General features: G+C 63.6%; 10 protein-coding genes. 6 read left to right on the top strand and 4 right to left on the bottom strand.

What is annotated here, in order from left to right; all coding sequences use genetic code 11:
* Positions 1-85: 85 nt before the first annotated feature.
* A complete protein-coding gene (locus L981_RS30685) occupies positions 86-826 on the bottom strand; it encodes an autoinducer binding domain-containing protein (RefSeq protein WP_034802969.1) in 741 nt (246 codons plus the stop codon).
* A gap of 385 nt (positions 827-1211) precedes the next feature.
* On the opposite strand from L981_RS30685, the gene L981_RS30680 reads away from it, so the two are divergent.
* Positions 1212-2969 (top strand): glucan ABC transporter ATP-binding protein/ permease, encoded by a 1758-nt coding sequence (locus tag L981_RS30680; RefSeq protein ID WP_043625790.1) that lies wholly within the window; start codon positions 1212-1214, stop codon positions 2967-2969.
* Between the two features lie 152 nt (positions 2970-3121).
* On the top strand, positions 3122-3754 hold the full coding sequence (locus L981_RS30675; RefSeq protein ID WP_043625788.1) for a LysE family translocator: 633 nt from the start codon (positions 3122-3124) through the stop codon (positions 3752-3754).
* Positions 3755-3783: 29 nt separating this feature from the next.
* Here the strand turns inward: L981_RS30675 and L981_RS30670 are convergent, their stop codons facing one another.
* The 3 genes from L981_RS30670 to L981_RS30660 form a co-directional block, all read right to left on the bottom strand.
* On the bottom strand, positions 3784-4938 hold the full coding sequence (locus tag L981_RS30670) for an OpgC family protein (protein WP_043625785.1): 1155 nt from the start codon (positions 4936-4938) through the stop codon (positions 3784-3786).
* 264 nt (positions 4939-5202) lie between these two features.
* On the bottom strand, positions 5203-13830 hold the full coding sequence (gene ndvB / locus L981_RS30665; RefSeq protein WP_043625782.1) for a cyclic beta-(1,2)-glucan synthase: 8628 nt from the start codon (positions 13828-13830) through the stop codon (positions 5203-5205).
* 360 nt (positions 13831-14190) lie between these two features.
* A complete protein-coding gene (locus L981_RS30660; protein ID WP_043625779.1) occupies positions 14191-15084 on the bottom strand; it encodes a LysR family transcriptional regulator in 894 nt (297 codons plus the stop codon).
* Between the two features lie 113 nt (positions 15085-15197).
* Here L981_RS30660 and L981_RS30655 point away from each other — a divergent pair, with 113 nt between their 5' ends.
* The 4 genes from L981_RS30655 to L981_RS30640 all read left to right on the top strand — a co-directional run.
* Positions 15198-16598: a VOC family protein gene (locus tag L981_RS30655; protein WP_043625776.1), complete on the top strand. Its 1401-nt coding sequence runs from the start codon at positions 15198-15200 to the stop codon at positions 16596-16598.
* Between the two features lie 10 nt (positions 16599-16608).
* Positions 16609-18027 (top strand): FAD-binding oxidoreductase, encoded by a 1419-nt coding sequence (locus L981_RS30650; RefSeq protein ID WP_043625773.1) that lies wholly within the window; start codon positions 16609-16611, stop codon positions 18025-18027.
* Positions 18028-18058: 31 nt separating this feature from the next.
* On the top strand, positions 18059-19591 hold the full coding sequence (locus L981_RS30645) for an aldehyde dehydrogenase family protein (protein ID WP_043625770.1): 1533 nt from the start codon (positions 18059-18061) through the stop codon (positions 19589-19591).
* Positions 19592-19617: 26 nt separating this feature from the next.
* Positions 19618-20395, top strand: a 778-nt coding sequence (locus L981_RS30640) for a pyridoxal phosphate-dependent aminotransferase (protein ID WP_043625767.1), incomplete at its 3' end; no start/stop codon positions are given.

Here is a 20395-nt window from a genome sequence, read left to right as displayed (position 1 = left end):
TGCTGCACCCGCGAAATAAAGTATTAGCGGGTCACCGGGCAGAGCGCAATTTCAGATGCGACAGGAAACCGAATGCCTTTCGACTTTAGGAAATCAGGCCGAGACGGAAGGCGATCGCCACGACGTGGTGGCGGTTCTTGGCCTTCAGCTTTTCCTGGATTCCGTTCATGTACCAATCGACCGTGTGGCTCGAAATATCGAGCACCTTGCCGATGTCGTTGGAGGTCAGGCCATCGGCCAGGTAGTTGAGCGCTTCCATTTCGCGCCGCGTCATTTGCACCTCGACGCGCGAGCCGAGTTCGGCCGAAACCTCCGGGTCGGTCAGGTCCAGGAGCTTCCAGAACAGCCGCTTGGCGATCGAGTCGAACAGGCTGATCTCGACCGGGCTCAGGTCGACGACACGCCCGCCGACCGTCAGGTTGCCGAGCAGGCCGCGCCGGCCGTGCACCGGGAAGATATAGCCGTCGTAGAGACCGTGATTGCGGGCCTCGATCATCATGCTTTCCATGCGCTTGCGATGCGGATCGGAGCGGAAGGCAAAGAGCGTATCGCGCCAGCGGAAACCGCGCTGGGCATGGCCGAGATAGCGAATGGTCGGGTCGATCACCACGAACTTCTTGCGGATGTAGATCTGCGGCCAGCCCTCGGGCCAGCGACCGGCAAGCAGCAGCCTCAGCGGATTGTCATGCGGCTTGGGCTGGCGCACGACGCCGTAGAAGTCGAAGCCACAGCGATCGAGCAGACGCTCGAATTCCGGGATGATTTCCTCGCGAGTCTTCATCTCCTCCAGAAGCGCGAGAAACTGTACGAGCAGCGTAATGTTCATGGATCACCTTCCAGGTCGATGCATATGGTCGCATTTCCGAATCCGGACATAAAGGCACCGTTCAGCGACCATTCATGTTGCACCCGCGATAATCCGTCATACCACGCCCGGTCTTATGCGAAATATGCAAGAAATCGGAGTTGGCACGACAGATAGCAGACTATGAATATTCTCGCCAAGCTCGCAGACGAGCGAAACGGGAAAAGGAATAGCTGTCCTGCGTCCGGCTACGGCTTCCCATTGCCGCCAAAGACCGTCTCAGCGCGGCCCCGAGTGTTCTAACGGCGCGAAGCAATGCTCGCCATGGGGAACCTCGAGGACGCGGGTGCATCCGCCGCAGAAGGTCTGCGGCGCGTCAAATCCGGTACCCGGAAGGGGTGAGACAGTGTCATTGTTCCAGGTGTATGCAAGAGCGCTCCAGTATCTTGCGGTTCACAAGTTTCGCGTCTCAGCGATCGTTCTCGCCAACGTCGTTCTGGCAGCCATCACCATTGCCGAACCGATCCTGTTCGGACGCATCATCGACGCCATCTCGTCGAAGGGCGAAGTCACGCCGATGCTGCTGATGTGGGCAGGCCTCGGCGTCTTCAACACCGTCGCTTTCGTGCTCGTCGCCCGCGAGGCCGACCGGCTGGCCCATGGCCGCCGCGCCACGCTTTTGACGGAAGCCTTCGGCCGCATCGTTTCCATGCCGCTCGCCTGGCATAGCCAGCGCGGCACCTCCAACGCCCTGCACACGCTGCTTCGCGCCTGCGAAACCCTCTTCGGTCTCTGGCTCGAATTCATGCGCCAGCACCTCGCGACCGCTGTCGCGCTTATTCTGCTCGTTCCGACCGCCTTTGCCATGGACGTGCGCCTGTCGCTCGTGCTTGTCGTTCTCGGCGCGCTCTATGTGGTGATCAGCAAGGTGGTGATGAGCCGCACCAAGGAAGGCCAGGCTTCGGTCGAGAACCACTACCACACGGTTTTCTCCCACGTTTCCGACGCGATCAGCAACGTTTCGGTCGTGCACAGCTACAACCGCATCGAGGCTGAAACCCGCGAGCTGAAGAAGTTCACCGAGCGGCTGATCTCCGCCCAGTTCCCGGTTCTCGACTGGTGGGCGCTGGCAAGCGGGCTGAACCGCGTCGCCTCGACCATCTCGATGATGGCGATCCTCGTCATCGGTACCGTGCTGGTGCAGCGCGGCGAACTCGGCGTCGGCGAAGTCATCGCCTTCATCGGCTTTGCCAACCTGCTGATCGGCCGTCTCGACCAGATGAAGGCCTTCGTCACGCAGATCTTCGAGGCCCGTGCCAAGCTTGAGGACTTCTTCACCCTCGAAGATGCCGTCCGCGAACGCGACGAGCCGGCCGGTGCGACCGAACTGCCGGCGGTTGTCGGCGAGGTCGAGTTCCGCAACGTCTCCTTCGACTTTGCGAACACGAACCAGGGCGTGCACAACGTCTCGTTCACGGCCAAGGCCGGCCAGACGATCGCCATCGTCGGCCCGACCGGCGCCGGCAAGACGACGCTCGTCAACCTGTTGCAGCGCGTCCACGACCCGCGTGACGGTCAGATCCTGATTGACGGCAACGACATCTCGAAGGTGACACGCAAGTCGCTGCGCCGTTCGATCGCCACCGTTTTCCAGGATGCGGGCCTGATGAACCGCTCGATCTCGGACAACATCCGCCTCGGCCGTGACGATGCGACAATCGAAGAAATCATGGCTGCCGCCGAAGCGGCTGCTGCCTGCGACTTCATCGAGGGCCGCACGACCGGTTACGATACGGTGGTCGGCGAGCGCGGCAACCGCCTGTCGGGCGGGGAACGCCAGCGCGTGGCCATCGCCCGCGCCATCCTGAAGAACGCGCCGATCCTTGTGCTCGACGAGGCGACCAGCGCGCTCGACGTCGAAACCGAGAACCGCGTGAAGGATGCGATTGACGCGCTGCGCAAGAACCGCACCACTTTCATCATCGCCCACCGCCTGTCGACGGTGCGCGAGGCCGACCTGGTGATCTTCATGGACCAGGGCCGGATCGTCGAGATGGGTGGCTTCAACGAGCTCAGCCAGAGTAACGGCCGCTTTGCCGCCCTGCTCCGCGCCAGCGGCATCCTGACGGACGACGATGTCCGCATGAGCCACACGGCAGCCTAAGACACGCTCCAAGCAAGCGAACAAGCTTCAAGCCACCCGCAGCCAACTGCGGGTGGTTTTTTCGTTTCGGCGCCACTTGCATGGAGCGGACTTGCCATTCTGGGGAATGTTGGTATTCCGGAATTCCGGCTTCAATTCCAAGGGAACCACCAATGCCGGACATTTCCACGATCGCAGTTTTCGCCGCAGCAAGCCTCGTGCTCACCGCCACGCCCGGGCCCGACATGCTGCTGATTGCCTCTCGCAGCGTCAGCCAGGGACGCGCGGTCGGGTTTCTTACCTATGCTGGCATCGCGCTCGGCACCTATTGCCACGCGCTCGCCGCCGCACTCGGTCTGTCGCAGCTCTTTGTCACCGTTCCGATCGCCTATGAGATCGTCCGCTGGGCCGGCTGCGCCTATCTGCTCTATCTCGCCTGGAAGACCATCCGCTTGGATTCAATGGGCGCCTCCCCGATTGCAACCCTCAAGCGGCTATCGGCCCGCCGGGTTTTCGGCGAGGGGCTGATGACGAACCTGCTCAATCCGAAAATGGCGCTCTTTGTGCTGGCCCTGTTTCCGCAATTCGTCGATCCGAACGGCGGATCGATGGTCCTGCAGATGCTGCTGCTTGCGACCATCCTGAACGGGATAGGCCTGCTGGTGAACGGTTCGGTCATCCTCGTCGGCAGCCATCTGCGCGCGCGGCTGTCCGGCTTCCGGCGTTTCCCCAAGCTGCCGCAATACCTTCTCGCCGGCGTGTTCACCGCCCTTGCCTGCCGCCTGGCCCTAGGTTCTCGAACCTGACACTGAAGCCCTGTGACGGGCGGCGTTTCTCACGCCGCCCTTAGCGGCTTAGCCACAGCGATGCCGCGCAGCCATTCGAGATAATAGGCATAGACGAAGTGCAGCCCTATGCCGGCGACGACGAAGAGGCTGCCGACAACAGGGTTTTTCCCCGTCACGAACAGCAGCACCTGGCCGGACATCGCCAGGATCGTGCCAAAAATGAAGATCGGCAGGGAATGCCGGCCGACCACCGCCAGCGGATGATCGCTGTCGAGTTTGGCAAGGTTGCTGATCCGCGGCGTCACCGCGATGAGGTAGCCGAGCGCCAGCACATGCAGCAGTCGCGGCGTGGACAGAAAGGTCTTGTCGAAGCCCGTCAGAACGGCCGGAAGACCGAAGGAAAAATCGATGCTCCAGAACGAGAAGAGCACCCAGACGGCGGAAACCGCGAGATAGAGCCCGGAAAGCGCGATCAGCCAGGGCCAGCGCGGCAGCGATCCGCCGTTGCGCACATAGGTCATCATGACGACGCCGATGACGAACAGGAACTGCCAGGACCAGGGATTGAGAAACCAGTAGCCCTCGTCGAGGAAGTTCGACGGCACGAACTTGAAGATGCCCGCAACGAGCCAGAGGGCGGCCGAGAGCAGAAGCAGCAGTTTCTTGCTGACGCCATTCAGCCAGAGGATGCCCGGCAGCATCAGGAACAGCGCCGCATACATCGACAGGATGTTGTTGTAGCCGAGCTGATGCCCCAAGAGCACCATGGCGACGATGCCCTGCTCCGTCTGCTCCACCATCGGGCGGATGTTGATCTCGCCGATCAGGTCCTGCCGCCCGAAATAGAGTGCGCCGCCGGCAAAGATCGCCAGCGTCACGATGCTGGTCATGATGTGAGCAATGTAGAGCGCCAGGGCCCGGCGCCAGATTTTCAGCGTCATGGCCAGCCGTGCGCCGGAGACGAACTTGCCGCCATAGGCGATCCCGACCGAGAGGCCGGAGATCAGGACGAAGGCTTCGGCGGAATCGGAAAAACCGAAGTTCTTGTGCGTCAGGTATTCGAGATATTGTCCGGGAACGTGATTGACGAAGATCGTCAGGAGACACAGCGCCCTGAATACATCAAGGCGTGTGTCGCGCTCCTTCGGAACCAAACGGGCGGACATCGGCTCGACGCCACCCGGAAAAGTCTTTTGCAGCATGCGGTCCGTTTTCCAGGATTTGGCGCCCCTGCCCCATCCCTGTTGAAACGGGCACCGACGTCCCGCCTTTCGCGCGATGCCCGGCACCATGAAAGAGAGCGGGATGTCAATGTGCTCGCGGTTTCCCGCCCACACCCCGCTCACGAGATTTAGAGCACGACGCCCGGCCGTCGAGGTCGTGCCGCCCCGCATCTCCGCAAAGAAAAAACCGGCCTTGCCCTTGCGGGAACAAAGCCGGTTTCATCCTGTCTTCAATGCCGGCCGTTACAGCAAAATGCCTTCATGCGCGTTTTTTGTGACACTATTGTTGACGCTGACGATCGGCTCGCCACTTTTCTTGTCGCGCTCAACCGAAATCTTGTGCCGCGCGCCATTGAGCGTCACTTCGGCCGAGTAGCCATTCCAGGCCGCCGGCAGCACCGGCCGGATAACCAGCCTGTCACCCTGCCTGCGAATGCCGAGGATGCCTTCGACACCGACGCGGTAGAGCCAGCCGGCCGAACCGGTGTACCAGGTCCAGCCGCCGCGTCCCGCAAGGTCGCCCTCGCCATAGATATCGGCGGCAACCACATAGGGCTCGACGCGGTAGTGTTCCGCCGCTTCGCGGCTTCCCGCATGGGAAACCGGATTCAGCATGTTGAACACGCGCCAGGCCTCTTCCGCCCTGCCCTGTTCGGCAAAGGCGAGCGCCACCCAGGTGGCCGCATGGGTATACTGCCCACCGTTCTCGCGCACGCCGGGCGGATAGGCCTTGATGTAGCCCGGATCCTGCGCCGTGCGCTCGAGCGGGGGCGTGAACAGCCGCACGATGTGCTGGTCCGGATCGACGAGTTCGGCCATGACCGCATCCATCGCCTTCAGCGAGCGCTGCTCGTCGCCTTCGCCCGAGAGTACGCTCCAGGACTGGCCGATGGAATCGATCCGGCATTCGAGCGCTTCGCTGGTGCCGAGCGGCGTGCCGTCGTCGTAGTAGCCACGGCGATAGTAGTCGCCGTCCCAGCCCGCCGCGTTGAGCGCCGTCTTGAGCGCTTCGAGATGGGCTTCCCAACGGGTGACGCGGGCCTCGTCCTTGCGCGCGCGCGCATAGGGCAGGAAGCCGCGCAGCGTGCCTGCGAGGAACCAGCCGAGCCAGGTGCTTGTGCCCTTGCCGGCCTGGCCCACCCGGTTCATGCCGTCGTTCCAATCGCCGCCGAGGAACAGCGGCAGGCCGTTTTCGCCGGTCCGCTTGATCGCAAGATCGAGGGCACGGGCGCAATGCTCGTAAACGTCGCCAATCTCTTCAGAGATCTCCGGCTTGTAGAAGGCGTCGTGCTGCCCCTCTTCCAGCGCCGGGCCGGTGATGAAGGCGAGCCGTTCCGCCAGGATGTCGGAGGTGCCGGTCACCGTGCAATAGTGGGTGACGGCATGGGCGAGCCAGACCACGTCATCGGAGATCATCGTGCGCACGCCCGCGCCGGTTCCCGGCAGCCACCAGTGCTGTACGTCGCCTTCGACGAACTGGCGTGCCGCGGCGTTGAGGATCTGCGCCCGGGCAAGCTCCGGTCGATGGATCAGGAACGCCAGCGTGTCCTGCAGCTGGTCACGGAAGCCGAAGGCTCCGCTCGCCTGGTAGAAGGCCGAGCGCGCCATGATGCGGCACCCGAGGCTCTGATAGGGCAGCCAGTTGTTGATCATAGCGTCGAAGGCCGGATCCGGCGTTTCCACCTTCACGATGTCGGTGAAATCGCGCCAGAACGACTTTGCCGCATCAAGCACCGTATCGAAGGCGGTTTGACGCAGTTCGCCGACGACGGCGCGAAGCTGCTCCTCATTGTCGGCATCGCCGAGAATGAAGGTCACCTGCCGCTCGGCGCCGGGCTCGATCGTCAGATCGGTGGCGACGACCGCGCAAGGATCGCCGTCGACATCGACGGAGCCCGAGAGATCCGTACCCGAAAGCACGGCCTGCGGCACGAGGATGCCCCCGAGCGAGCCGAGGAACTCCCGTCGGCTGGATGTGTAGCCGGCCGCTTCGCCACCATCGACGGTGAAGAAGGCGGAACGTCCGCCGAAGTCGATGCTGTAGGGGTTGGTCGCGACCAGGGCCGACGTCTCTTCGTCCCACTTCGAGAGAATGAAGGGCGCCGAGCGCGCGCGGTTGTTGCCGAGTACCCATTCGGCATAGCCGTAAAGCCGCAGCTGCCGCGCCGTCGCCGCACGGTTGCGCACCGTGAGACGAACGAGCTTGGCCGGCAGGCTGCGATGAACCGTGTGGGTCGCCTCGATGTCGAGATCGTCCTGGCTACTGCGGAAGCGCGAGTAGCCGAGCCCGTGAACCGTCTCGAAGACGACCGAACGACGACGCGACAGCGCCGCATAGGGCGTAGACACCGAGCCGCTCGCCATATCGCGGATGAAGATCGCTTCGCCCGGACGGTTGATGACGGTGTCGTTGGTCCAAGGCGTCAGCTGGTAGTCGCGCGAGTTGCGGCTCCAGGAGAAGGCAGCGCCTTCGGCCGAAACATGGAAGCCGAACTGCTCGTTGGAGATGACATTGATCCAGGGCTGCGGCGTCGCTTCGCCGCCGCGCAGGCGCACGACGTATTCGCGTCCGCCTTCGGCAAAGCCGCCAAAGCCGTTCCAGAACGAGAGATCGTCGCCCTTGATGTCCGCCGGTGCGACATCTGCCGCTTCCTGCGGCGCCGCCAGGAGCGGGCCGACGAACTCGCTGCTCTTTTCGGCGCCCTTTACCGGCGCCGGCGAATAGAGCGAGTTGGCGCGGGCGATCTGGTCGGAGATCGTGCCGTTGCGGGCATGGAAGACGGCGCGCGAGGCCGACAGCAGCGTCGACCACGTCTCGGCTTCCATCAGGTCGCGGCGCACCGAGAAGATGTGCTGGCGCGGACCGTCCGAGAGGCCGCGAAGCCTCAGGTTCTCGCACATGGAATCGAGCGCGTGCTGCATGTCCTGGGCATAGGACGAGGCGCGCTCGTTGATGATGACGAGATCGGCGGTGATGCCGCGGGCGCGCAGGTATTCCTGGGCGCGCAGCGCCTCGCGGGCGATGCCGAGATCGCCGTCGTCGTTGATGCGCAGGCAGAAGATCGGGTAGTCGCCCGAAATCGCCAGCGGCCAGAGCTTCGACTGGGAATCGAGGCCGGCCTGAACCGTCGCCGAATCGGCACGCAGATGCATGTCCGGATAGACGAGGTAGCGGCCGAGCATCTGGAAGCTTGCCGCTTCCTGCGAGGTCACGCCGACATGGCGCATCTGCACCTGGCTGCGGGTCCAGGCGTGGATGAGCTCCTGGTTGAAGGTCTCCGGATGGCGGTAGCGGTCGATCGCGCGATCAACCTCCTCACGGCTTGGGGCAGCGATCGTCCAGAAGACGACGCTGACCTTCTTGCCGGCGGGTACGCGCACGACCCGGCGCAGCGACATGATCGGATCGAGCGTGAAGCCGTCCGTGCCCGAAAGCGCCGCATCCGTATCGAAGGCGGCAGCTTCGGCAAGCGTGCGGCCCGGGCCGATGAAGCGGCGACGGTCGGTCTCGGCTTCCGTGTGGCGGTCGCTGCCGGCATTGTCGGTGACGAGATGCGCCACTTCCATGTCCGGATCGCTGGAGCTGCGCTTGTTGCGGCTGACGCGAATGACGTCGCCGCGGCGGCTGATTTCCGTGCGCAGGAACATCTTCGAAAACGCCGGGTGGGCGCTGTCGGCCTCGTCGGTCGAAAGCACCGGCTCGGCATAGGAGGTCACTTCGATGAAGCGGTCCTGGGTGCCGGTGTTGAGCAGCATGACACGACGGCCCTCGGCATCGTGCTCGGTGGCGACGATGCACTCGACCTCGCTGGTGAGGTCGCCGACGGTCTTGACGAATTCCGCCTTGTCGTCGCCGAAGCGCGTCAGCATCTTCTCACCGGCCGCACGTCGCGGCTCCGCGGTCGCCGACCACCAATCGCCGGTCGTCGTATCGCGCAGGAAGATGAAGGTACCGGTACGGTCCTCGACCGGATCCGGCTTCCAGCGGGTGACGGACTGGCCGTTCCAGCGCGCATAACCCGCGCCGTTGGCCGTCAGCATCACCGAGTAGTGGCCGTTGGAGAGAAACACGGTCTCGCGGTCCTGCGAAAGCGGGTTCTCGATGATGCGGACCTCAGGGCGCAGGAGATCGTCCTGGCCCTTGCCGACCGATTCCGGCTCGCGCTTGGCATTCATGATCGGAATGTCGCGCGGCGCCTTTTCCTGCAGCAGCAGTTCGGCAGCCTCGATCACCGGATCGGCGTGGAACCACTCGCGCAGGCGGCCATTGAAGACGACGTTGGCGACAGCCGCGATCGACATGCCATGGTGGTGCGCATAGTAGTTGCGAACGACCGCGCACTTCTGGCCCTCGGGCACGCGCGTCGGCGTGAAGTCGACGGCGTCGTGGTAGCCGTAGGCGCCGAGCGCGCCGACTTCGCGAAGACGCCCGAGGTTGGCGAGCGCCGACTTCGGATCGTACATGCAGGCGAGGATCGAGGCGTAGGGCGCGATGACCGCGTTCTGGCCGAGACCACGCTTGAGGCCGAGCGTCGGCACACCGAAGTTGGTGTACTGGTAGGTCAGCTCGTGGTCGCGCGCGTTGAAAGCCGCTTCCGAGATGCCCCACGGCGTGCCGAGGCGACGGCCGTGGTTGATCTGCTCCTTCACGACAAGATTGTTGGTCTGGTTGAGGATACCGCCCTGACGCTCCTGCATGACCAGCGGCGGCATCAGATATTCGAACATCGAGCCGGACCAGGAGATCAGCGCGCCGCGCGCCCCGATCGGCACGATCGGTCGGCCGAGCTTGTACCAGTGCTCGGTCGGCAGATCGCCCTTGGCGATGGCAAACAGGCTGGTGAGACGCGCTTCCGACGCCAGAAGATCGTAGCAGGCCTCGTCGAGTTCGTTGGCGTTGACGCGGAAGCCGATCGACAGCAGGCGCCGCTCCGGACGGAAGAGGAAGCCGAAATCCATCGAGAAGGCGATGTCGCGTGCCCGGTCCTTCAGCACCAGCAGGCGCTGGCGCAGCGATTCGATTGCGCCGAGGTCGAAGACGCCATCGGCGATATGAGCTTCGCAGGTGGTGACGAGTGAGTTGGCCCACTTCGTCACTTCGCTGCTTTGCGGTGTGCGCACCTCATGGTCGAGATTGACCGTGAGCTTGTGCATGTCGCGCGCCAGAACGGCCAGGTTGATCACCCGGATCGAGGCGAACTCGTGTTCGCGCATGATCGCGGCGAGCGCATTCTGGAAGCCGACGATGCGCTCCTCGATCAGGCGACGCAACGGACGCACCGTCTTGCGGTCGTCGGGCAGGTCGCGCAACACTTCCTGAAGGATCGCAGCGACGTCGCCAATACCGATCAGGCTGCCCTGGACATGCGCCGACGGCGCTTCCGCCCAGTCGCGACACATGGACGACACGGCGATCAGGTGACCGGCCAGATTGCCGCTGTCGACCGACGAAATGTAGCGAGGTTCCATGGTTTCGAGCGTATTCGTCCGGTACCAGTTGAACAGATGGCCGCGATATTTCGGCATCCGGTCGATAGTGGCGATCGTCTGCTCCAGGCGGTTGATCGTCTCCTCGAAGCCGATCCAGCCGAAATCGCGCGCCGACATGACCGAAAGCAGATAGACGCCGATATTGGTCGGCGACGTCCGCTCGGCGAGAACCGGCTGCGGCGTTTCCTGGAAGTTGTCCGGCGGCAGGAAGTGCTGCTCGGCGGTGACGAAGGTCTCGAAGTAGCGCCAGGTGCGGCGCGCGATCAGGCGCATCTCGTCGATCGCCTCGTCGGAAACGACGAGCTGGTCTTCTGTTTCAGCCGACTGGCTGACGAACCAGGCGACGGCGGGCGACAGCGCCCAGAGCAGCGCGAAGGGAATGCCGATGAAGGGCAGGCCGGTGTCGGAAATCGCAGCTAGCGCCAAGGAGATCGCCGACAGCGCCGGCGCGATCCACATGGCGCGGTAATAATCGCCAATGGTGCCGTGGCCGGCGCTTTGCACCTGCGCGGCCGTGCGCCATTCGAGCATCAGCTTGCCGCTGACGAAGGTGCGGTAGAGCGAACGCACGATGGCGTCGCCCATCATCGCCGCATTGTGGGCGATGAAGACGATGCGAAGAGCAACTTGCGCGTTGGCGGCACGGACTTCGGTCAGGACCGCATGCAGGTGTGCACGTGCGACGATGTCGTTGCGGCGCGGCAGGAGGCCGTTGATCAGCGACAGGGTGGGGGCGACGAACAGGCTGAAGATCAGCACGATCTGCCAGATCAGCGCTTCGGTCGGCTCCATGTAATACCAGCCCATGACCGAGGCGACGAGCCAGGCAAGCGGGATCAGCGAGCGGCGCAGGTTATCGTACATCTTCCAGCGCCCGAGCATCGACAGCCCGTTCGAGAAATTGAAGATGTAGGGCAAGAGCTGCCAGTCGCCGCGCGCCCAGCGATGCTGGCGCGACATCTCGACCTCGTAGCGGGTCGGGAAGTCCTCGACGAGCTCGACGTCGGTGACGAGCGCGCAGCGCACATAGGACCCTTCGAGCAGGTCGTGGCTGAGAACGGCGTTTTCCTGGATGCGTCCCTTCAGCGCCGCCTCGAAGGCGTCGACATGATAGAGCCCCTTGCCGGTGAAGCTGCCTTCGCCGGCAATGTCCTGGTAGACGTCGGACACGGTGAAGACATAGGGGTCGATACCGCGGTTGGAAGAGAAGATGCGCTGGAAGGCGGAGGCTTCGCTGCCGGTCGTCAGCGACGGCGTCACGCGCGGCTGCAACAGGCTGTAGCCGGCGATCACGTCCTGGGTCTTCGGATCGACCACCGGACGGTTGATCGGATGGTACATCTTGCCGACGAGCTTCGTCACCGCATCGCGCATCAGACGCGTGTCGGAATCGAGCGTCATGACGTATTGCACGTTGTCCGGCACCGTGTTGGCGCCCTGCAGGAACGAGGTGTCGCGGTCACCGCGCAGAAGCATGTTCAGCTCATGCAGCTTGCCGCGCTTGCGCTCCCAGCCCATCCACACGCCTTCCTGCTCGTTATACAGGCGGCGGCGATGCAGCAGGTAGAAGCGGGTCTTGCCGTCATAGGCATAACGCGCCGAAAGCTGGGCGATCTCGCGCTTGGCATAGTCGAGCACGTCGGCGTCGGCGCTCGATTCCTCGTCCTTGCTGTCGGCCCAGTCGCTGACCAGCGCAAAGTAGATTTCGCCGCGCGGGTTGGCGAGGTAATGGACCTCGAGATTGCGCACCAGTTCGTCGACGTGATCGCGCTTGGAAATCAGGCACGGCACTGCAACAAGCGTGCGGGCGTCCTGAGGGATCCCGTCGATGAACTCGTAGCCGACCAGCCGCGACGGTTTGACGAACAGCGTCACCAGCGTGTTGAACAGGCCCATTGCACCTTCCGAAGCCGGCAGCGCGAAGAGCAGCAGCATGATCAGCTTCGCGCCGTTCGGGATCTCCATCGGGCTGACGAAGGAATAGACGGCGATCATCGCCAGGATGGTCAGAAGGATGTTCGGCCCGGCGATCGCAAACCAGTCGAGCTTGCGGCTGAGGCGAATGATGCTCTGCAGCACCGACGGCCGGTAGCTGATCTTCTTTTCCAAAAGCTTGCGCTGCTTGCCGACGAGGAACGATCCGACATTCGGCTGCTGCAGCGGCGCTTCCGTCTCCGCCGCGACTTCCGCCTCGCGCACCATCTGGATGGCGATCTGCGTCACTTCGAATTCGCTGTGCCCCGAGCGGCGCGCCAGCTTTTCGATCGTGTCGCGGTACTTGTTGCGCGAGCCGAAATCGAGCGCCGCGTAGTCGGAACCTTCACGCAGTGCCGCGTCGATCTTGCTGACGCTTTCGAACCAGACGGCCCAGTCGGTGTCGTCGATCTCGCGCAGGCTGCGGATGATGTTGCTCATCGTCGCATTGCCGGACGACAGGCGATTCTGCTCGGCGACCAGCGCGCTTTCGACGTCGCTGCCGCGCTTTTCGAGCTGTTCCTCGATCCAGCCGATGACGGCGCCCGAGGTCTGCGAACCATCACGCATGCGGTAGAGCAGCTGCGCGACGAAGGTGTTGTCGGCCGCCAGTGCTTCCGATTCCGCAAGCAGCGTGCGCGACTTTTCCGGATCGCTGAGGCGAATGATCTGGTCGGCGACGTCGTTGGCCTTGCGCCGCATGCCGCGCGAGCGTTCGACACGGATGGCAATCCGGCGCAGGTTCTCGATCAGCACAAAGCGCAGGATCGAAGGCAAGGCCCAGAGTTCGCCGATCTTGAAGGTCTCGTGCTTCTGGAAGCCCTCGACCATCGCCGTGATGCTTTCACGCGTCACCGTGCTGTGGGTATGGGCAGCATAGAGCCAGGCGAGCGCCATGGTGCGCGGGATCACCGTGCCCGAAACCGAAAGCGTCGGGAGCTGGCGATAGAACCGGCGCGGGAAATCGCGCCGCACTTCCTGGATCGCCTCTTCGACGACGTGATGGTTGTCGAGCAGCCATTCGGCCGCCGGCGTGATCGTTGCGCCGGCCTCGACGTCCGCGGCCGTCGCCCGGTAGACGCGCAGGATCTCGTTCTCGTTCTCGCGATGCCGCGGACGGAACTCGAACGGGAAAAAGCCCGGCAGCGAGGAGACACCCTTGGCCGCGAGATCCTCGCCGCATTGGCGGAGGTCCTCCATCGAGAAGAAGGTGGCGCGGATCGAATCGTTGTAATCGATCTGCTTCGCTTCCGGTTCGCGCGGAGAGGTGGGCGGCGTAGTTTGGAGCTGCATGGGTACGGGTTCTGAATCCAACCGGGGTTGATCGGCCCGGCCCTCGTCGGGGTGCCGGGTTGGCTGCGGACCTGAGAAATCAGGCTGAGCCGGCGCGTTGCTAGACACGGTCATGTGTCCTCCCATCCACCGTCATTTCCCGGGAAACCGGGACCTGGCGGTAACAGGCACCGCCCACGACTGGGCATCGGAGATCGCAAAGCCGGCGGCGCATTGGTTTTCAAGGCCGCGTGATGCATGAAAATGGCATTTTTTAGCCGTGGTGCCAACAGCTTGCAAGGATTGCTCATACAAGATCGGTCGATTTGCGCACAGACGAAACAGGCCGGAACAGGCCGCTGGATGCGCCCCCAATGGCACTAGGATACAGCTCTCTCAAACGCCCTCTTTCAAGCTTCATGCGGGTGGCAGACGAGGCGAAACGTGATGGGGGCGAGGAAGGTTCCCACGAATTTTCGACAAAAGGTCGATCGGTCAGCCCACCTGCTCGGTAATCCACTCGCGAAACGCCAGGCTGATCGGGTTTTCGAGCTTGCCCTCGGGCACCGCGAGATAATAGCTGTTTTCCGTCTGCATCGGCCGGTCGAGCACGATCCGCAGTGTACCGGCGGCAATCTCCTGCTCGATCAGATAGCGCGGCAGAAGCGCAAAACCGAGGCCGGCGGTCGCCGCCTCGATCACCATGGAGAATTGGTCGAAGCGGTTGCCACGATAGGCCCCTCGCCCGTCCATGTCGTTGGCCTCGAACCATTGCGCCCAGAGCTTGGGCCGGGTGGCCAGATGCAGGAGCGGACCGGCCACCAGGTCTTCCGGGGTTGCGATCGGATGGTCGGCGAGCAAGGCAGGGCTTGCGGCCGGCACGATGATCTCGCTGCAGAGATAGCTGCAGGTGGCGCGTGCCCAGACCGGCTGGCCATAATGAATGGCGAGATCGAAATTCTGCTCTTCGAAATCGAACGGCGCCGAGCGCGAGGCGATGTTGATCACCGTGTCCGGATGACGCTTGAGGAAATCGGGAAGCCGCGGCACCAGCCAGCGGCTGCCGAAGGTCGGCAACGACGCGATCGAAAGCGTCGAATCCGCCCGGGCAGACGCCATCGCCCGCACCATCAGCTCCTCGGTCTGGTTGAGCAGACGGCGCACCTCCGGCAGAAACTTCTGGCCGGCGTCGGACAGGATCACCCGCTGGCGCACGCGCTCGAACAGGAGCACCCCGAGCTGGTTTTCGAGATCCTTGATCTGGCGGCTGACGGCGCTCTGGGTAAGGTTCAGCTCGGCGGCGGCCTGCGTGAAGCTGCCGTGTCGCGCCGCGCACTCGAACGCCTGCAGCGTCGTCACGTCGGGAACCAGTCTGCGGCTCAACTTCATTCCGCCCTCGCATCAACATAGTCAGAAGCAACGCGATCAAAGGCCAGTTCGATCGGATATGATCCGAAATGAGAATGACCTTGTCCTTCACCCATAGCGCGAGGCGAGCCCCAGTGAAAGAGAATAGTTTCGTATCCGCCGACGACATCCGCTCGGCCTTTTCCGCAGCCATGTCGGTCATGTACCGCGAAGAGGTGCCGGCTTACGGCACGCTGATGGAGCTGGTCGCCAAGGTCAACGACGATACGCTCGCCGCCGATCCCAAGCTGAAGGAGCGCCTCGACGCGACGGATACGCTCGACCGCATCTCCGAGGAGCGCCACGGTGCGATCCGGCTCGGCACACCTGCCGAACTTGCGATGATGCGCCGCGTCTTTGCTGTCATGGGCATGTTTCCGGTCGGCTACTACGACCTGTCGACCGCCGGCGTTCCGGTTCACTCCACCGCCTTCCGTCCGGTCGGCGACGCGGCGCTCAAGCGCAACCCGTTCCGCGTCTTCACCTCGCTGCTGCGACTCGACCTGATCGCCGACGAAGCGCTGCGCGCCGAAGCCGACGTCATCCTGGCCGCACGCCAGATATTCACGACGGGCGCTGTCGAACTCACGGAAAAGGCCGAGCGCGACGGAGGCCTCGATAAGGCGGATGCCGAGCGCTTCGTTTCGGAAGTGCTCGAAACCTTCCGCTGGCACGACCAGGCCAATGTCAGCCCCGACATGTACAAGCGCCTGCATGACGCCCATCGCCTGATCGCCGACGTCGTCTCCTTCAAGGGCCCGCACATCAATCATCTCACCCCGCGCACGCTCGATATCGACAAGGTGCAGGCGCTGATGCCGGAATACGCGATTGCCCCGAAGGCCGTCGTCGAGGGTCCGCCGACCCGCAAGTGCCCGATCCTCCTGCGCCAGACCTCGTTCAAGGCGCTCGAAGAGCCGGTCTCCTTCATGGACGCCGACGGCACCTGGAAGGAAGGCTCCCACACCGCCCGTTTCGGCGAGATCGAACAGCGCGGCATCGCGCTGACCCCGAAGGGCCGCGCCCTCTATGACGAGTTGCTCGACGCCTCGCGCAAGATCGTTCGCCCGGCGGCTGACGGCTCCAACGCCCGCGAATACGAAGCGGCGCTTGCAGGGGCTTTCGAGCCCTTCCCGGACACCTGGGCAGGGATCCGTGAAGCCGGACTCGGCTATTTCAGCTATTCGCTGACGGAAAAAGGCCGCAAGGCTGGCATCTCTGCTGCACGCGACATCGAAGCGCTGATCGCAGCCGGCCTCGTTCAGTTCGATTCGATCGTCTACGAAGACTTCCTGCCGGTCAGCGCCGCGGGTATCTTCCAGTCGAACCTCGGTGACGGCGCCCAGCAGGACTTTGTTGCCAGCCCGAACCAGAAGCGCTTCGAGAGCGATCTCGGCGCGACCGTTCTCAACGAGTTCGATCATTATGCCGGCATCGAGCAGGCTTCGATCGAAAGCTGCCTCCGGGTCTTGACCGGCGCCATCGCTGCGGAATGATACTGATCCTATGATCGATCAACTGCACATCGACGCACTCACTGGCATCCTTGGAGACAAGGGTGTCCTGACGCGTCCTGAAGACCTGGAAGCCTATGAGACCGGCGCGCGCTACGATCGCGGCCGGACCTCGCTCGTTCTGCGGCCGGCAACGACCGAAGAGGTCTCTGCTGCCGTTGCCTACTGCGTCTCGAACGGCATCGCGCTGATCCCGCAATCCGGCAACACCGGGCTTGTCTCCGGCTCGACCCCGGATCAGTCGGGCGACGAAGCCATCCTCAGCCTCGACCGGCTGGCAAAGCGGTTCGAACTCGACCTCGACAACCGCTCGGTGCGGCTCGACGCCGGCTTCCGGCTGTCCGATCTCAACCGGAGGCTGGAAGAGCACGGCCTGTTCTTCCCGATCGATCTCGGCGCCGACCCGCGCATCGGCGGCATGATCGCCACCAATACCGGCGGTTCGCGCTTCCTCAAATACGGCGACGTGCGCCGCAACACGCTCGGCCTCAAGGTCGTGCTTGGCGACGCCGACGGCACCGTGCTCGACCTGCAATGCGACCTGCGCAAGAACAACACCGGCGTCGATTGGAAGCAGATCTTCGTCGGCACCTCGGGCGCCTTCGGCATCGTCACCGAATGCGTCTTGAACCTCGAGCGCCTGCCGCAACAGACGGCAACCGCACTGCTGGTTCCGGCAAGCGGCGCCCATGTGCTGCCGCTGCTGCGTGCCATGGAAGAACGCCTCGGCGCTTATCTTTCGGCCTTCGAGGGCATGTCGAAGAACGCCGTAACGGCCGCCTTTGCCCATGTGCCGTCGCTGAAGAACCCGTTCCAGGGCGGTAACGTCCCTGACTACGTCATCCTCGCCGAGATCAGCCGCACCTGGGCACCGCGCGAGGGCGAACAGTCGCTCGACGCCGTGCTGGAGACGGCGCTGGCCGAAATCTGGGAGATGGAGGAGGCGCCGCTCGCCGATGCCTTCGTCGGACCGCCGCACGAAATCTGGGCGCTGCGCCACGCGCTCTCCGAGGGCGTCAAGCATCTCGGCAAGCTGATCGCCTTCGACGTCTCCTTCCGCCGGGGTGACATCATGGCCTTCTGCGACCATATGAAGGCCGAAATGCCCTCGAAATTCCCCGACGTGACCGTCTGCGATTTCGGCCATATCGGCGACGGCGGCGTGCACTTCAATCTCGTCGTGCCGAAGGACAGCGACCTTCTCAAGGACGAGACTTTCGAACCGCGGCTGCGCCAATGGGTTTTCGCCGCCGCCGTCGAGGAGTATCACGGCAGCTTCAGCGCAGAACATGCGATCGGCCGCCGCAACCAGGCCTATTACGACTTTTATACACCAGACAAACTCAAGGACATGGCCGCAGGCCTGAAGACGCTCACCTCGCCGGGAAAACTCGGCAGCGTGCGCTTTTGATAGCTCAAGCCAGGAAAACGGGAGTCAGACCATGAACATCGCAACCAAGAAAGTCGACGTCAGCAAGGAAGCCGCAGCGCTTCTTGAAAAGATGGGCGTCGCCAAGGAACTCTACACCGGCGGCGACATGCCGTCCTTCAGCCCGGTCACCGGCGAAAAGATCGGCAACCTCAAGACGGTTTCGGCTGCTGAAGCTGCCGCTAAGATCGAAAAGGCCCACGAAGCCTTCAAGGCCTGGCGCCTGGTTCCGGCGCCGAAGCGCGGCGAACTGATCCGCCTGCTCGGCGAAGAACTGCGCGCCTTCAAGGCCGACCTCGGCCGCCTGGTTTCGATCGAAGCCGGCAAGATCACCTCGGAAGGCCTCGGCGAAGTCCAGGAAATGATCGACATCTGCGATTTCGCAGTCGGCCTTTCCCGCCAGCTCTACGGCCTGACGATCGCCACCGAACGTCCCGGCCACCGCATGATGGAAACCTGGCACCCGCTCGGCGTCGTTGGCGTCATCTCTGCCTTCAACTTCCCGGTCGCCGTCTGGTCGTGGAACGCCGCCCTTGCCATCGTCTGCGGCAACTCCGTCGTCTGGAAGCCGTCTGAAAAGACGCCGCTTACGGCGCTCGCCTCGCAGGCGATCTTCGAGCGCGCGCTTGCCCGCTTCGGCGATGCGCCGGAAGGCCTGTCGCAGGTCCTGATCGGCGACCGCACCGTCGGCGAAGTTCTCGTCGACAACCCGAAGGTACCGCTCGTTTCGGCAACCGGCTCGACCCGCATGGGCCGCGACGTCGGTCCGCGCCTTGCCAAGCGCTTTGCCCGCGCCATCCTCGAACTCGGCGGCAACAATGCCGGCATCGTCTGCCCGTCGGCTGATCTCGACATGGCGCTGCGCGCCATCGCCTTCGGCGCCATGGGCACCGCCGGCCAGCGTTGCACCACCATGCGCCGCCTGTTCGTGCATGAAAGCGTCTACGATCAGCTCGTTCCGCGCCTGAAGAAGGCCTACGGTTCGGTCTCGGTCGGCAACCCGCTGGAAACGACAGCCCTCGTCGGCCCGCTCGTCGACAAGGCGGCCTTCGACGGCATGCAGAAGGCGATCGCTGAGGCGAAGTCGCATGGCGGCACCGTCACCGGCGGCGAGCGCGTCGAACTCGGCTACGACAACGGCTACTACGCCAAGCCCGCTCTGGTCGAAATGCCCAAGCAGGCCGGGCCGGTTCTCGAAGAAACCTTCGCGCCGATCCTCTACGTCATGAAGTACAGCGACTTCGACGCCGTCGTTGCCGATCACAATGCGGTCGCAGCCGGCCTGTCGTCCTCGATCTTCACCCGCGACATGCAGGAATCCGAACGGTTCCTGGCCGTCGACGGCTCGGATTGCGGTATCGCCAACGTCAACATCGGCACATCGGGTGCCGAAATCGGCGGCGCCTTCGGCGGTGAAAAAGAAACCGGCGGCGGTCGCGAATCCGGTTCGGACTCGTGGAAGGCCTATATGCGCCGCGCCACCAACACGGTGAACTATTCGAAGGCTCTGCCGCTGGCGCAGGGCGTGTCGTTCGACATCGAATAATCGGCGCACCCAGTTAGGTAGAGACCATGACCATCAACGCAACGGTCAAGGAGGCGGGCTTTCAGCCCGCCTCGCGGATCTCCTCGATCGGAGTGTCCGAAATCCTGAAGATCGGCGCCCGCGCGCAAGCCATGAAGCGCGAAGGCAAGCCGGTGATCATCCTCGGTGCGGGCGAGCCGGATTTCGACACGCCCGACTTCGTCAAGGACGCCGCCTGCGAGGCGATCAAGCGCGGCGACACAAAGTACACCGCACTCGACGGCACGCCGGAGTTGAAGAAGGCAATCCGCGAAAAGTTCCAGCGCGAAAACGGCCTTGCCTACGAGCAGGACGAAATCACGGTTTCGACCGGCGCCAAGCAGATCCTGTTCAACGCCATGATGGCGTCGATCAACCCCGGTGACGAAGTGGTCATTCCGACGCCCTACTGGACCTCCTATTCGGATATCGTCCAGATCTGCGAAGGCAAACCGGTTCTGATCCCCTGCGACGCGTCCACCGGCTTCCGGCTGACCGCCGACAAGCTCGAAGCGGCGGTTACGCCGAAGACGCGCTGGGTGCTCTTGAACTCGCCGTCGAACCCGTCGGGCGCCGCCTACAGTGCCGACGACTACCGGCCGCTGCTCGACGTCCTCCTGAAGCATCCGCATGTGTGGCTGCTGGTCGACGACATGTACGAGCACATCGTCTATGACGGCTTCCGCTTCGTCACCCCGGCCCAGCTCGAGCCCCGGCTCAAGGATCGCACGCTCACGGTCAACGGCGTCTCCAAGGCCTATGCCATGACCGGCTGGCGCATCGGCT

The sequence above is a fragment of the Ensifer sp. ZNC0028 genome, assembly GCF_000799055.1.
GTDB lineage: Bacteria > Pseudomonadota > Alphaproteobacteria > Rhizobiales > Rhizobiaceae > Ensifer.
This window is presented reverse-complemented; position numbering and strand designations above follow the sequence as displayed.